Below are 15,332 nucleotides of genomic sequence, written 5' to 3'. Positions count from 1 at the left end.
AGAGGATGAAATTTGTTACAGCACGTGATGCGGAAGGGATTTTTGTTGGCATTATTGAAGAAGGAGAAAAGCGAGTTCTGCCATTAAACCGCGGAGAAAACGATTTACCAAAGACACTTGAAGAATGTATTGCCACAGAAGGATTTTTTGAGCAAGCGATTTCTATTTATCAGCAGGCTAAAGAATCTGCTGATGAACAGTTTATCAACTTAGAGGCAGTCACTCTTTTAGCACCGATTCCAAGACCGAAGAAAAATATATTTTGTGTTGGTAAAAACTATGCAGAGCATGCTATTGAGATGGGAAGTAAGGACGATATTCCGGAGCATATAATAGTCTTTACGAAGGCGCCGACAACAGTAATTGGGCCGAATGAACGAGTTCTACATCATCGTGATATGACCGAACAATTAGATTATGAGGGGGAATTAGCTGTTGTCATTGGAAAAAAAGGGAAAAACATAAAAAGAGAAGATGCTCTAAACTATGTATTTGGCTATACAATTATCAATGACGTGACAGCGAGAGATTTGCAATCAAAGCATAAGCAATATTTTATTGGAAAGAGCCTTGATACTACTTGCCCAATGGGGCCATGGATCGTGCATGCCTCAGCGCTGGGAAACCCTAATTCACTCAATATTGAAACGCGCATCAATCATGAAATTAGACAGCAATCAAATACTAATAATTTCATTTTTCCAGTGGAAGAAATCATTTCTGTTCTTTCTCAAGGAATGACTTTGGAGCCGGGAGATATCATTGCTACCGGTACTCCTTCAGGAGTTGGAAAAGGCTTTAAACCGCCTCGTTTTTTAAAAGCTGGAGACGAAATGGCCGTGACGATCGAAAAAATAGGGACGCTCATCAATCATATACAAGCTAATTGAGAAACACTTAAAAATCAGCTGGGATGAACCTTCTCATTTACTATTTCCAATGTAAATATGATAAGATATTCTCGAACTTAACCTGAGGAGGAGCGCGCATGTCAATACATATTCATGTTACAGCATGGGTTTTAACACTAGTCCTATTTTTCATTGCTTTTGGACTTCAAAAAGCTGGTAAAGAAAAGGGACAAAAAATTGTCCACATGATTTTACGTTTGTTTTATTTAATCACTTTTGCAACAGGTGGAATGTTTGTTCATTATTTACTATCTTCCTATTTAGTTGAGACGATCTTAAAAGTATTGTCTGGTATTCTCGTAATTGGCTTTATGGAGATGGTTCTCGTACGTACAAAAAAGGGAAAGACAACGACTGTTTTTTGGATTTTATTCTTGGTCTCACTTATTTCCGTTCTCTATTTAGGCTACAGCTTACCAATGTAAATGAGCAAATAAACAATAAAATATCGACAAAATTCTGAAAAAGCTGTCCAATTGGCAGCTTTTTCTTTATTTTCAATTTAACCTTTCCTTTAAATGTGGTATTTTAAAAGAGACAATTCAAGCTATTTAGTATAAGTAATATAGAAAACGTCTAGGTGGTTTCTATGATAAAAACTATTTCTTATATGTATAAAAATGCAAACGATTTAACAAAGTTCATTGAAGATCAGGCACTATATGAATACCCGAATATTTTTATACAGTTGTTTGCCAATTCAGCAGATAAAGAAGTGGTTGGCGCCATTCAGAAATGCCTACGTGCAGAGCTTCCGCTTGCGCATATTTTAGGCTGTACTGCTACGGCGGCCATCCAAAATGGACGGACGGTTCAAGAACAAATTAGCATTAACTTTACTGTTTTCGAAAGGACTGAGCTACACTCCTCATTATTTCTTTTCAATGATTATGATGTTAATGAGATGGGGAAAAAGCTTGCTGAAATGCTTACGAGTTTTGATACAAGAGCGCTCATTTTATTTTCTACAAACCATTGTGAAGAGCTATCTGCAGTTCTAAATCGTTTTTATCATGAAAATCCTGATGTAATAGTAGCAGGCGGTGTCGCTGTAGGCGATCAAATATGTCCTGAAGGTTTTGTTTTTTATGGGGATAAACAAAGTAATCATGGGATTGTAGCGGTATCATTGAACAATCCAGATTTGCAAATGGAGACCTTTGTCAATTTTAAACTTCAGGAAATAGGGAAATCTTTTACTATCACAAAAGCAAGCGGAAATATCATTTACGCAGTTGACAAGAAAAAACCACTTCAAATTATCCAGCGTTATTTAGGCAAGGCTTTTATTGAGGATATTGAGACGTTAAAAGAAGAGTTTTTGTTTATGTTAGACACAAAAGGAAATAAAAAGGGGATGAGGATATCGAAAATCCTTGAAAGTGGAGCTATTGAAATGAATCATCCTCTTGCTGAGGGAGATAAGTTAGTTTTCGCCTATGCGGATTTACCAGCAATTGTGGATAAGTCTGTTCGAGAAATGAAAGCATTGAGAAAGAGAAATGTAGAGGCGATTTTTACTTATAATTGCTTCTCTAGAAGAAGGATCTTGCATGGCTTTGCCGATGAAGAACTCCGAATCCTCCATTTACATGCACCAACAAACGGATTTTTTGCCAATGGGGAGATCGCTTATGCCGACGGCGGACCGGAATTGATTGGTCAGTCTTTTACTTATTTAGCTTTAGCAGAAAATAAAGTACATCGTAATAGAAAGAACATAGCAATGGATTATGCCATTTCTGACTCATTGAAAACAGTTGCGGCGTTAACTCATTTAATGAAAGCGTCTCAAGATGATATTAAGGATTTGAATGCGCATCTCCGAATTTCTGAACAATATTATCGCTCTCTCTTTGATAATAATGCAGATATCGTCTATTCAACTGATTTATCAGGGAACTTCACCAGTGTTAACCCCTCTTTTGAAAAAATGTTCGGATATAAGGAGGAAGAATTGCTTGGGAAATCCGCGCTAAAGTATATTAGTAGAGATGATATTCCAAGGGTCCGCTTGCACTTCTTCCGGGCAATTAAAGGAAAAGAACAATATTATAATATTGAAATCAACTCAAAGTCGGGAGAAAAAAACCTTTTTCATATTAAGAACATTCCCATTACGATTAATGGTGAATGCGTTGGGATCTACGGAATTGGTCGCAATATTACAGAACAAAAGAAAATCGAAGACCGAATTGTTCAGCTCGCCTATTTTGATCAGGACACGGGGCTGCCAAATCGGATCAAATTCACGGAGAAGCTTAATGAAACATTACAAAGAGCCAAAAAGAAAAAACGGCATATTGCTGTATTGGCAATTGATCTTGACCGTTTTAAGATGATTAATGACAGTCTCGGACATGACGCAGGTGATGAAATTTTAAAGGAGATCAGCGAACGAATTCAAGATGCCATTCCAAGCGGCGCTTATTTAGGGAGATTTAGTGGAGATAAGTTTAATCTTTTTCTTTCTAAAAATGTCAACATGGAAGAAATTATTAAAGTGGCTAAAATGATTTTGCGCAAGGTGACTGATCCGATTCATTTTTCTGAGAAGGAATTTTATATTACCGCTAGCATCGGGATCAGCCTTTTTCCGAATGACGGGAAGGATGAAATAACATTACTGAAAAATGCGGATATTGCCATGAATCGGAGCAAATATCCGGGTGGAAATCGAATTACGCTCTATTCTAAAAAAATGAATGAAGAAGCTTTTAAACGGCTGGAGCTAGAGAGTTATTTACGAAAAGCTCTGCAAAAACATGAATTTTTCCTTTGTTATCAACCGCTAATTGATCTGAAGACTGGCAAGCTCTACGGAAGTGAGGCGCTTATTCGTTGGAATCATCCTGTTCTCGGGCTCGTTCCACCAGGAGATTTTATTCCATTGGCAGAAGAAGCAGGCTTGATTGAGGAAATTGGAAGCTGGGTTTTAAAGACAGCTTGTAAACAAAATAAGCAATGGCAAAATTTAGGAATGGAAGGGTTAACTGTTTCTGTCAATGTCTCGGCAAATCAATTTCAGCAAACCAAATTTGTGAAAGAAGTGAAAAGGGCATTAGCGGATGCGCACCTCGAACCGAAATATTTAACGCTCGAATTAACAGAAAGTACGATGCTTCGCAATATTGATCATAGCATTGAAGTGATGAAATCTTTGCAGAAGTTAGGGGTTCGTGTATCAATTGATGATTTTGGCACTGGTTATTCATCGTTAAGCTACTTGAAAGATCTTCCAATAAACACCTTGAAAATTGATCGTTCTTTCATCAATAACTTAAGTCTTGAAACAACAGATATTGCCATTGTTAAGGCCATTATTACAATGGGATATGGACTTGCCGTCAAGGTTGTGGCTGAAGGGGTGGAAACAGAAGAGCAAATCAAGCTTCTTAAAGATTTAAACTGCCATTATGCCCAAGGCTTTTATCTTCATCAACCGCTGACAGCCGTTGATTTTGAAAAAATGCTGTTGGCAAAGTCGATATCATAGGAAAGTTTCGATAAATTCCATATCAATAAAGCTGCACGTATCGAAAAGGCGTCCTTGATAAGGACGCCTTTTCGTTAAGAAGATAATTTCTCAATGATCGTTCTTTTTCCATTATTCAATGTGAATTCGAACCGGTCATTTTTCTTTTCATAGTAACAAAAATGGTGCTGAATGCTGCAAATATCTTCTTGGTTGTCAAAAATAATGAAATTGACCCCCTCTTTGCGATCTTCCCCTTTTAAAAAAGTTAGATGATTATAACAGTAAATACAATCATAAACTGAAAATTGAAGTGAGTTTAAATGGGTGATGAATTGGTAAAAGGCGTCGTCAGATATTTCTTCTAGTAGCCGTTCCAGCGAATAAATGAGGTTTTTTCGGATTCGAAGAGTATCACTGCTTTTAAGAAGAAGAATTTCGTCTGCAGTTGCCATCTTCCCATCTTCAAATAAAACTCCTTTTCTCCAACGAGATTGTCGCAACACTTCAAGCTCTTGATGCAAATATTCCTCTAAAAGGGAAGCTTCCTCAGATTCATCCTCAAAAAAAACCCATTGGTCATTAATATACTCAATTGTACCTTCTATATAGGCGCGGATTTGGAACTCGATTAGTTTGGATCGTTGCTGTCTATTCATCGTTAACCTCCAAAAATAATAACTGCAGTCGTCATAACTATTGATACGATGTATCAAGGCTTTCTTTCATTGCCTTTAATCGTTAAAAAGGATCTGCTCAACATTCTTTCTAGACATTTTCCATTTATTTTAAACTTGCAAGGCCCTGCTTTTCTTAAAGTTAATTATTTTTGTCTAGAGCTTAGGACAATTAACCAATTTTTGAGCCCAGCATATGATGTTTACACGTACATTGTGAAATGCTGCTCTTAAAGAAGTAGCTTTGTAAAACAGAATTGATGAGAAATCGATTTTTGACTTATTTCGTGTGAAACTCTGGTTTCGCGCGCCTTTCAGTTATACTGAAAGGTCTTCTTATTCCATGAAACGTTAGGTGCAATCTCATTTGTCTCTATCTGGAATGAGGGAGAAAATGAGTTAAAAATTAACATCGATATTTAACAAAGCTAAAGAAATAAAAGGACACACGTTCAGCTTAGAAAGGATGATGACAATGTGTGGAATTACCGGATGGGTTGATTTTCAACGAAACATCTCAAATGAAAAAGATACACTCGTAAAAATGACGGAGACACTGGCGAAACGAGGTCCTGATGATACAAATATATGGATAGACACACATGTTGGTTTTGGCCATAAGCGGCTGATCGTTGTCGATGCAGAGGGCGGCAAACAGCCGATGGTACGTAAGAAAAATGGTAACCGCTACATCATTTGTTACAATGGTGAGCTCTATAATACAGAAGACATTCGCAAAGAACTCTTAATAAAAGGATATTCGTTTCAAGGTCATTCTGATACAGAAGTTCTGTTATCCGCCTATATGGAATGGGAAGAAAAATGCGTTGATTTTTTAAATGGGATATTCGCCTTTGCGATCTGGGATGAAAACAAACGGCAGCTTTTTATTGGAAGAGATCGTTTAGGTGTGAAGCCGTTATTTTTTTCAGAGCATCATAAGGGCTTGATTTTCGCTTCAGAAATAAAGGCACTTCTTGCGAATCGGGAAATGAAGGCAGAGATAGATCGGGAAGGCCTATCAGAAATATTCGCACTAGGACCTTCAAGATCCCCAGGAAATGGTATTTTTAAGGGTATTCTTGAATTGCGACCGGCTCATGCTTTAACCCTATCAGCGAGTAACGGTTTGAAAATTTGGCGCTATTGGAATGTGAAAAGTGAGAAGCACGAGGACACAATAGACGAGACGGTTGAAAAAGTGCGTTCCCTATTTAAAGATGCTGTTGAACGACAGCTTGTTTCCGATGTCCCACTGTGTACATTTCTATCAGGGGGAGTCGATTCAAGTGCGATAACGGCAGTTGCAGCGCTGGAATATGAAAAAACAGGAAAAGGTCCTTTGCATACTTTTTCAATTGATTATGAAGGAAATGAGCAATTTTTCAAAGCGAATGAATTTCAGCCAAATTCAGACGCAGTTTTTATAAGGCAGATGACACAGGAATTTAAGACAATTCATCATAATTATGTCATTACCCAAGAAGAGTTGGCGCAATTTTTAAAAGAATCTGTTCAAGTCCGCGATTTGCCAGGGATGGCCGATATTGATTCCTCATTATTATGGTTTTGTCGAGAGATAAAAAAAGAATTTGTTGTCGGTTTGTCTGGGGAATGCGCTGATGAAATCTTTGGCGGCTATCCATGGTTTCATCGCCCCGACGATCTGCAAAGAGAAGGATTTCCCTGGATGCGCTCCATTGATGAGCGTCAAAGTTTATTACAGGAAAAATGGCAGCAAAAATTAAGCTTACGAGAATATATGATGGAAAAATTTAATGCAACTGTCGCAGAAACTCCAAAGCTCGATGGAGAAAATTCTTTGGAAGCTGGAAGAAGAGAGCTTTTTTACTTAAATATGATCTGGTTTATGACCACTTTACTAGATCGAAAGGATCGCATGAGCATGGGGGCAAGCCTGGAGGTACGCGTTCCTTTTGCGGATCATCGATTGGTTGAATATGTGTGGAACATCCCATGGGAAATGAAGATGTACGGAAACAGGGAAAAAGGCTTACTCCGTAAAGCGTTGGAAGGTATTTTACCGCATGATGTATTGTATCGGAAAAAAAGTCCTTATCCAAAAACGCATAATCCGAAATACACAAAAGAAGTTCAAAATTTATTAACAGACATTATGAAAAAACGTGGCACCGTTCTCTATGAATTTTTCAATGAAGAAAAACTGAAAGCAATAATTGCTTCTGAGGGTGCCGCTTTTAAAGAACCATGGTTTGGTCAGTTAATGACAGGGCCGCAGCTTCTTGCCTATTTAGTACAGCTCCATTATTGGTTTGAAGAATACAATATTCAGCTTGTGGAATAATTTGGACGTTCCTCATGAGAAGCTCATGAGGACACCCTCGGGTGCAAAAAGCAAAACGATGTCCGCATGAAGGGTCCATGAGGACACCCTCAAGCGGAAAAAGCCAAATGGTGTCCGCATGAAGTACTCATGAGGACAAACTCAAGCGGAAAAAGCAAAACGATGTCCGCATGAAGGGCCCATGAGGACAAACTCAAGCAGAAAAAGCCAAATGGTGTCCGCATGAAGTACTCATGAGGACAAACTCAAGCGGAAAAAGCAAAACGATGTCCGCATGAAGGGCCCATGAGGACAAACTCAAGCAGAAAAAGCCAAATGGTGTCCAAAAGAAGGGTCCATGAGGACACCCTCAAGCAAATCATGTTCGGATGAAGGCTTCGCGAGTTGAATGTTAAGTAGTTCCTAAAATAATATTTCGCAAAATTGCTTGTTTAAACGAGTGCTCTCCCAAACGGAAGAGATTAGCAAAGAGGCTGTCTCCTTACTGTAAAACATTAGGGAGAGATGCAAAAATCAAACGTAGTGTGAATATTTGCCGTAGCTTTTTCGTTTGAAATTTTTACTAAGAGTTCTTTGGATTTGTTTTTTGCTCAGAAGAGATTTACACCATTCAAATATTTCGTTCGTTGTTACTTTTCTTTCAGGAAAAAGTAAGCGAAAATCCTGTAGACTACGTAAAATGGCATTTTCTATATTTTCTTCATATGAACAGCTTTGACAAATTAAAGTTCCAGGGTGTAGCTTTTTTAGACAAAATGAATGACATTTGGAACAATGGATCCCTTTCGTTAGTTCAGAGTATTGATATTTTGGCATGTAAGCGTTTGGATAGTGGGGATGGTTTTCTGCTAAAATGATGTCAGCGAGTTTTCTGTGTTTATCATTTAAAGTGGATTTATAATGTTTTAATTTTGTCATGAAGCGATTGATTTGTGAGGGGAGAATAATCGTTTGATTAGGCGGAGCCTGATACAAAGTAAAGTGGGGATGATTAAAAACAAGATATGATTTAATGGGAAAATGCTGCCCTTTTTCTTGTAAAAACCTCTTTAATAATGATTCGCATCGTTGTAATTGATGGAGTGGATTTTTTAGGGGGGTTCCACTAACATACTTCCAAAGTTCACCGTCAATAGTAAAATCTCCTTCAAAGTATTTTACATCAAAAATGTACAAACTATCTTGAGCGATACCTAAAGTATCAATTTGAAAAAATGAATTATTGTACTCTATTAGAAGACCATTTAAAAACAACCACTCTTCTGAAAAACTCTGCAATAATTCATCAAATTTCATTTCTCCTTCAAATCCTTTTTCAAGTTTTCATAGTAATGATAGTCTTTGTATGATAAATGTTTTCGACAGGCTAAAGAGCGTAGAAGCAATAACTCTGGGGATTCAAAACGAGGTAAAAGAATCAATGGATCACAGCCTTTCAATTTTTATCCAGCTCTATCGTAACATGTTTTGGATAGTTGAATAAAGTTGACGGGCAACTAGACTTAACGATAATCTTATAGTCGGGGTATATCAAACGAATAGGGTAGGAGGAACGGTGAATGAAAAAGTATATTTTGTTCATTTTGATCCCGTTGCTTCTTTTCTGTGGACTACCAGTTGGTGCAGTAGAAAAAGAAGAGCATAGTTTTCAGGATGAATCTATTTATTACATAATGATTGATCGGTTTAATAATAGTGATTTTTCAATCGATTTTAGCGTCGATGTCAATGATCCAAATCGCTATCATGGGGGTGATTTCCAAGGAATTATTGACCGACTTGATTATATTAAAGGAATGGGCTTTACAACAATCGGTCTATCTTCAGTTTTTGATAATGAAGATAATGGGTATCATGGCAAATGGACAAAAGATTTTTATCAGGTTGAGGAGCATTTTGGCACTCTCGAAACATTTAAGAAGCTTGTACAAAGGGCTCATGAGCTAGGATTAAAAATCGTAATCGACTTTAATGTTAATCACGTTGGTCCGAATCATTCATGGTTAAGCGAGGCTGATAAAAAAGAATGGTTTCGGCAAGAAAAGGTCAATGGACTTCCTACTTTAGCACATGAAAATTTAGAAGTGAAAAGTTATTTGCTTGAGATGGCTAAATGGTGGGTTGAAGAAACGAATATTGATGGTTTTCGACTTGAATATGTCGAGCAAATTCCAGTTCAATTTTGGCTTGAGTTTGCACAGGAAGTTCGAAAAGTGAAGGAAGATTTCTTTTTACTTGGAGATATCCAAACAGAGGAACCGGATTTATTGGAACGATATCAAGAAGTAGGTATTGATGGTTTCCTCGATTATTTATCTAATAGTGATTTAAGAGAAGGATTTTCAAGGCCTGATCAGTCTCTACAGCCGATAGTCGAGCAATCGCAACAAAATCAAGACATCTATGAAAATCCATATTTGTTAACAAGATTTATGGATAATCAACATGTACACCGTTTTACGAGAGATGCGGTCGTACAAAATGAGCATCCTGGTCCAAGATGGAAGATGGCTCTAACGTATTTATATACAACACCTGGCATTCCATTTGTCTTTTATGGGAGTGAGATTGCCTTAGATGGTGGGGAAGAGCCTGATAATCAAAGGCAAATGGATTTTCGAACCGATAAGGAATTAGTTGACTATATAACGAGCATTGCCAAAATTAGGAATGAACATCCTGTGCTAACAAGAGGGAGCATGGAAGTCATTTTTGAGCAGGATGGAATGATCGTATTTAAGCGGGAATACGAAGGGGAAACCTCAGTCATTGCCATTAATAATACAACGAAATCACAATCGGTAACATTGGCTGAAGAACTGGAAGATGAAAAAGAACTTCGCGGTTTGTTGAATGGTGATTTAGTGCGCAGTGAAGACGGACAGTACCGAATTATTCTTGATCGAGAAATGGCAGAAATATATGTACTAGCGGAAAAATCAGGACTCAATCTTCCGTTTATTGGAGCTACTGCAAGTGTCGTTATTTTGTTTATCGTGTTTTTGATTCTTGTCAAAAGGAAGGCTCGAAAACAATAAGGAAATGGAGAAAAACAAAACTGTTTTTCTCCATTTTTTATCAATATTAAGCAAGAATGCTCATTCTCTCAATAATTCGATCAACAAAGGTTGCAATTCTTCCCATATCGCTCTCTTGTGGTAAAAGTTCCACTTTTAATGTAACAGCTAGATTCGTTTTATCTTTTAAGCTGTCGCGAAAGGCATTTACAGCTCCGCAAAATTTTGGATAAAAACTATCTCCGGTACCGAACACACCTGTGATAAGATGTTCCCATGAGCGACTATTTAACTGAGTTTGTAATGGGATCATTTCTAACGGTACTTCTCCATCACCCCAAGTATAAGTTCCAATTAGGAGACCATCAAATGTAGGGAGCAAATGTAATGGAAAATCCTCCACGCGATAACAAGCGATATCGAGCCCTTTTAGCTTGAACTGTTCCATAATCATATGGGCAAGTTCTTCTGTATTGCCACTGATGGAGCTATAGACGATAGTTAGCTTCATAGCTCATCAAACCCATTCGATTCAGTTACTTTCGTATAGGTTCTTGATTTTTGTTCGAAGAAATCAGATTTCGTTTCATTCATCATTTCATCGCTAAACACATGAATCCATGGCATCGGGTTGTCACGGCCGCTATAATGGTTTTCAAGTCCTAATTGGCGAAAACGTTTATTTGCTAGATATTCAACATAACCTTCGAATTCCTCTAAATTGATTCCTTCAATCTCTTTTAAAATATAGCGGGCCCACTCCTTCTCCAACTCAACAGCCTCTGAAATGGAATGATAAACATATTGAATATTTTCTGGCGTATTAAGTTCTGGGTTTTCGGTCAGCAAAATTCTGATGAATTGGGCAATAAAGTAGGCATGCTGCATTTCATCTCTTTGAATATAGCTTATCATCGTGCTTGTCTTAAGCATTTTTTGTTGTCTGGCAAGATGATAGAAAAAGGCAAATCCTGCATAAAAATAAATACCTTCTAAATTAATCGACTGTACCGCTAGTTGAAATAAGTGCTGTGGAGTTGGTTCCTGACGGAAATTCTCATAGGCGATTAAAATGATTTGATTTCTTTTTCGCACAATTGGATCATCTTTTGCTTGATTAAAGCGTTCGATCTGCTCGCTTAAAGGAATAAGAGAGCTTAAAATATAGGAATAGGATTCATTATGAACCGCCTCTTGCTGAGCTATGACAGCAAAAATGGCTTTAAAGCTGGGATCGGTTACATAATCCATAACTTGTGTCATCGTTGGCGTTTGCAGACTATCTAAGGATGCCAACTGCGTGTTGACCCGTAAAAACACGTCCTTTTCAATGGAGCTTAAATGATCCCATTGCTTAATATCATCTTGCATATTTATTTCTTGCGCTTTCCAAAAATTTGCTAGCAGTGTTTGATACATGCGGTACATTTGCGGGTAGGCGATATCATTCCAGTTAAGAATTCCGGATGCTTTTCCGTTAATAACGCCTGTTGCTTTATTAGGAAATTCGGGATTTAATAATTTTATTTTTTTTAAAGTGCCAGTCATGAAAGAGGGCTCCCTTCTTTAGCAGTTAACTGTTGAAGTTTCGATTCTGTCAGCACAAGGCATCCATTAAGTCTGAAACTCGGGATTTCATCATTAATGTGGCGAGATGTTATAATGGTGCCTTATGCTGTTCTTATTAACTATGGCATGCTTCACATTCTTCAATTTCAGTTTGTGAGGTGCTGCGAACATAATAGGTTGTTTTCATGCCGGACTTCCACGCTTCTAGGTGAAGCTCAAGCAGCTCCTTTGCTTTAATATCATGGCGCACATAAAGATTGAAGCTAATGGCTTGATCGATATGGCGCTGTCTAGCAGCGTTTTGCTTAATGCTCCATTTTTGATCAAGTTCATGCCGGACTTTACGATAGTAATAATAAGTTTGATGATTTATATCTGGCGCTGTCACCTTAAATTTAAAGTTTTTCTTTTCCTCTGCGTATTCAAGAGCATAGAGCGGATCGATACCGTCTGTTGAGCCACCGATTTTCGCTGTGGAAGAATTAGGAGCAACTGCCATCATCCAGCCATTTCTTACCCCAAATGCTAGAATGTTTTCCTGCAGATTGACCCATCTAGACGATGTATATCCTTTGCGTTGAAAATAGTCTCCCGATTCCCATTCAGACCCTTTAAATAAGGAATACGCCCCTTTTTCTTTCGCTAATTCCATCGAAGCTTTAATCGTGTAAAAAGCGATGTCTTCATAGACTTCATCGGCATAATGAACAGCTTGAACTGATTCCCACTCGATTCCTTTTAAGGCAAGGAGATGATGCCAGCCAAATGTTCCAAGTCCGACAGCGCGATATTTCTCGTTCGTTGCTTTAGCTTGATGGACAGAAATATCATTTATATCAATCACGTTGTCTAGCATTCTCATTTGAATGGCAATTAATCGTTCTAAAACATTCGCTCTGATCGCGTTTGGTAAATGGATGGATGAGAGGTTGCAAACGACAAAGTCCCCGGGCTTTCTAATTATCACTATATTTCCATCTGCATCTGTAAATTCGCTTTGAATCGTAGTTGCTGACATGTTCTGACTAATCTCCGTGCACAGATTGCTGCAAAATATCGCTGTACGACCGCGTCCAAGCACATGCTTATTCGGGTTTTGCCGATTAACTTCATCGCGATAAAACATGTAAGGCGTTCCTGTTTCCAGCTGAGCAACCATGATACGAACCATAATATCCATTGCCCGGTATGATTTTCGGGGAAGAAGTGGATGGTTGACAGCCTCCTCATATTTTTGTGTGAAAAACTTTTCATCTGTTTCGTCGTAAAAATCCTCTAAACCAAGTGGATTTCCGTTTTCATCTTTCCAGCCCATTATTTGTTTTACTTGATGAGGACAGAAGGTATGCCATTCCCCGATACTTTTTCCATTTTCATCGACCTCTTCGATCTTTTTCATAAAAAGGTCAGGAATGGATACGCCTGTAAAAATATCGTGCGCTTTTCTTCGCTCGTCGCCATTATTCGTTTTTAAATCTAAAAAGCCATTCATAATATCTTTATGAAAAATATCTAAATAAATGGCGACAGCACCTTGCCGTTGACCAAGCTGATCGACGCTTACAGCAGTGTCATTAATTAAGCGAATCCAAGGGACAACCCCTGAAGAATTTCCTTTAAACTTTTTAATATCCGAGCCTAGCGCCCTTACTTTTCCATAGTAAATTCCGATGCCGCCTCCATCCTTACTCAATCGCGCAATATCCCAGTTGTTTAAGTAAATGCCGTCTAATGAGTCGTCCACTGTGTCAATAAAACAGGAGGATAGCTGACCATAGCTCTTACCGGCATTTGCTAGAGTCGGTGTAGCAACGGTCATATACAAGTTGCTTAAGGCCCAATACGCTTCTTTCACATACGACAATCGCTTTTGCCTTGCTTCATCTTTCATTAAGGTCATGGCGATGATCATGAACCGTTCCTGTGGAAGTTCATATACATTTTGATGATAGTCCTTTGCTAAATAACGATCGGCTAAAAGAAATAATCCCATATATGTAAAAAGGGTATCTTTATTTGGGTCAATTTCTTGGCCCAATTGTTCAATTTCCTCCTTGCTGTAGGCTTGAAGAAGATCGTTTGAGTAAATCCCGATGTCGCTTAAGTATTGAATGAGGTGAAAGAAATCGCCATATTTTTGCCTTGGTTCATACTTGCGAGAGGTTGCCGCTTTTTCGTAAAGCTCAAGCAGGAGCATATGTGCAGCAAGAAAAGTCCAGTTTGGTTCGATCATATCGACGTGATTTAATGCATATTGGAGAACCGTTTGCTTGGAAGTACGTTCATCTGTTGTAAGCAGTTGTTGCTCTATTTCCGTAACATTTAAGTTATATTTTTTTGCCGTGTTCTTCAGGGCTTCAAGAACCCTTTCATTTTTGGTTGCGAGTGTACTCATTGTTCAAAATCTCTCCCTTAATTTTTCGGAAGAGAGAAAGGTAACTAAAAAACCCACCTTCAAAAATGAAGATGGGTTAAAACGCTGATATTTAGTAGAAAAGGAACAAGCCTTTTTTGCTTAAACACCTTCGTTTTACCTTCCCAACTCCCGAAGAAGATAATGACGTATAAAAAAGGCAGGTCTCCTGACTTGTGCTTCATCCTACTTTAGGGCCTTCCCATCGAGATGATAGTGGCGTTCCCTATTTCGTCACACTTACAGTTGCGGGTACAGTTCTGGATTCTCACCAGATTCCCTATTAAGTCTATTACAGACACCTAATTTATCGGTTGTATACTATATATTGTGGTATATGGTTGTTACCCTTACTATATATGTAAGTTTGTTTTATTATAAGTGATCTATTTTAAAATGACAACCGTTTTAGCGATAATTTACGAATTGAACATCGATTGATAAATCGGCTTCTTTTATTGCGGCAATTATTGCCTGCAAGTCGTCGCGGCTTTTCGCTGTAACTCGGACTTGATCATCCTGCACCTGGCTTTTAACCTTTAAACCGCTATTTTTGATTAAAGTATTAATCTTTTTGGCGTTTTCTTTATCGATTCCTTGCACAAGCTTTGCCCGTTGTCTTACAGTTCCTCCAGAAGCACCTTCAATTTTGCCATAATCAAGATTCTTAATGGGAATGCCTCTTTTAATCATTTTACTGAGGAGAACATCCTTTAATTGTTCGAGCTTGTATTCATCATCTGATACAAGGACAAGTTCTTCATTATCAAGGGTTACTTTACTCTTACTTCCTTTAAAATCATAACGTGTGGAGATTTCTTTCATCGTTATATTAATTGCGTTCGTCACTTCGGAAAAATCTACTTTTGATACAATATCAAATGAGCTATCTTTTGCCATAATGAGCCCTCCTTTAAATACATGTATAATTTCCCTTCTAGGCA

Annotated in this window: 10 protein-coding genes, 1 pseudogene and 1 riboswitch; of the genes and pseudogenes, 5 read left to right on the top strand and 6 right to left on the bottom strand. The window is 38.0% G+C overall.

All coding sequences use genetic code 11. The features are described from left to right. Window positions 1–5 precede the first annotated feature (5 nt). The 3 genes from FCJ93_RS09775 to FCJ93_RS09765 all read left to right on the top strand — a co-directional run bounded on the left by FCJ93_RS09775 (window position 6) and on the right by FCJ93_RS09765 (window position 4,407). Window positions 6–890 (top strand): fumarylacetoacetate hydrolase family protein, encoded by an 885-nt coding sequence (locus FCJ93_RS09775; protein WP_137743592.1) that lies wholly within the window; start codon window positions 6–8, stop codon window positions 888–890. A 98-nt stretch (window positions 891–988) separates the two neighbouring features. Continuing rightward, window positions 989–1,336: a YisL family protein gene (locus FCJ93_RS09770; protein WP_095309951.1), complete on the top strand. Its 348-nt coding sequence runs from the start codon at window positions 989–991 to the stop codon at window positions 1,334–1,336. 164 nt (window positions 1,337–1,500) lie between these two features. Continuing rightward, on the top strand, window positions 1,501–4,407 hold the full coding sequence (locus FCJ93_RS09765; RefSeq protein WP_137743591.1) for a bifunctional diguanylate cyclase/phosphodiesterase: 2,907 nt from the start codon (window positions 1,501–1,503) through the stop codon (window positions 4,405–4,407). Window positions 4,408–4,481: 74 nt separating this feature from the next. Here the strand turns inward: FCJ93_RS09765 and FCJ93_RS09760 are convergent, their stop codons facing one another. Further along, a complete protein-coding gene (locus FCJ93_RS09760) occupies window positions 4,482–5,045 on the bottom strand; it encodes a DUF2777 domain-containing protein (RefSeq protein ID WP_137743590.1) in 564 nt (187 codons plus the stop codon). A 493-nt stretch (window positions 5,046–5,538) separates the two neighbouring features. Between FCJ93_RS09760 and asnB the strand changes: the two genes are divergently transcribed. Then, window positions 5,539–7,389 (top strand): asparagine synthase (glutamine-hydrolyzing), encoded by a 1,851-nt coding sequence (asnB, locus tag FCJ93_RS09755; RefSeq protein ID WP_137743589.1) that lies wholly within the window; start codon window positions 5,539–5,541, stop codon window positions 7,387–7,389. 513 nt (window positions 7,390–7,902) lie between these two features. Here the strand turns inward: asnB and FCJ93_RS09750 are convergent. Then, a pseudogene (locus FCJ93_RS09750) lies at window positions 7,903–8,691 on the bottom strand (nuclease-related domain-containing protein); the annotation flags it as partial. A gap of 257 nt (window positions 8,692–8,948) precedes the next feature. Between FCJ93_RS09750 and FCJ93_RS09745 the strand changes: the two are divergent. Continuing rightward, window positions 8,949–10,427 (top strand): alpha-amylase family glycosyl hydrolase, encoded by a 1,479-nt coding sequence (locus tag FCJ93_RS09745; protein ID WP_095309965.1) that lies wholly within the window; start codon window positions 8,949–8,951, stop codon window positions 10,425–10,427. A gap of 46 nt (window positions 10,428–10,473) precedes the next feature. On the opposite strand, the gene FCJ93_RS09740 is transcribed toward FCJ93_RS09745, so the two are convergent. The 4 genes from FCJ93_RS09740 to FCJ93_RS09725 all read right to left on the bottom strand — a co-directional run bounded on the left by FCJ93_RS09740 (window position 10,474) and on the right by FCJ93_RS09725 (window position 15,288). Continuing rightward, on the bottom strand, window positions 10,474–10,917 hold the full coding sequence (locus FCJ93_RS09740; protein ID WP_095309966.1) for a flavodoxin domain-containing protein: 444 nt from the start codon (window positions 10,915–10,917) through the stop codon (window positions 10,474–10,476). Beyond that, window positions 10,914–11,954, bottom strand: a complete 1,041-nt coding sequence (locus FCJ93_RS09735; protein ID WP_095309967.1) for a ribonucleotide-diphosphate reductase subunit beta — start codon at window positions 11,952–11,954, stop codon at window positions 10,914–10,916. Before FCJ93_RS09735 ends, FCJ93_RS09740 begins: the two co-directional genes overlap by 4 nt. A gap of 136 nt (window positions 11,955–12,090) precedes the next feature. Continuing rightward, window positions 12,091–14,370, bottom strand: a complete 2,280-nt coding sequence (locus FCJ93_RS09730; RefSeq protein WP_095309969.1) for a ribonucleoside-diphosphate reductase subunit alpha — start codon at window positions 14,368–14,370, stop codon at window positions 12,091–12,093. Window positions 14,371–14,530: 160 nt separating this feature from the next. Next, a riboswitch (cobalamin riboswitch) is annotated at window positions 14,531–14,709 on the bottom strand. A gap of 87 nt (window positions 14,710–14,796) precedes the next feature. Continuing rightward, window positions 14,797–15,288 (bottom strand): YajQ family cyclic di-GMP-binding protein, encoded by a 492-nt coding sequence (locus tag FCJ93_RS09725; protein WP_095309970.1) that lies wholly within the window; start codon window positions 15,286–15,288, stop codon window positions 14,797–14,799. Between the last annotated feature and the right edge of the window lie 44 nt (window positions 15,289–15,332).

This window comes from Robertmurraya siralis (assembly GCF_005502275.1).
Lineage (GTDB): Bacteria > Bacillota > Bacilli > Bacillales > Cytobacillaceae > Robertmurraya > Robertmurraya siralis.
Note: the sequence above shows the minus strand (reverse complement) of the source record. Positions and strands in the feature narration are given on the sequence as shown.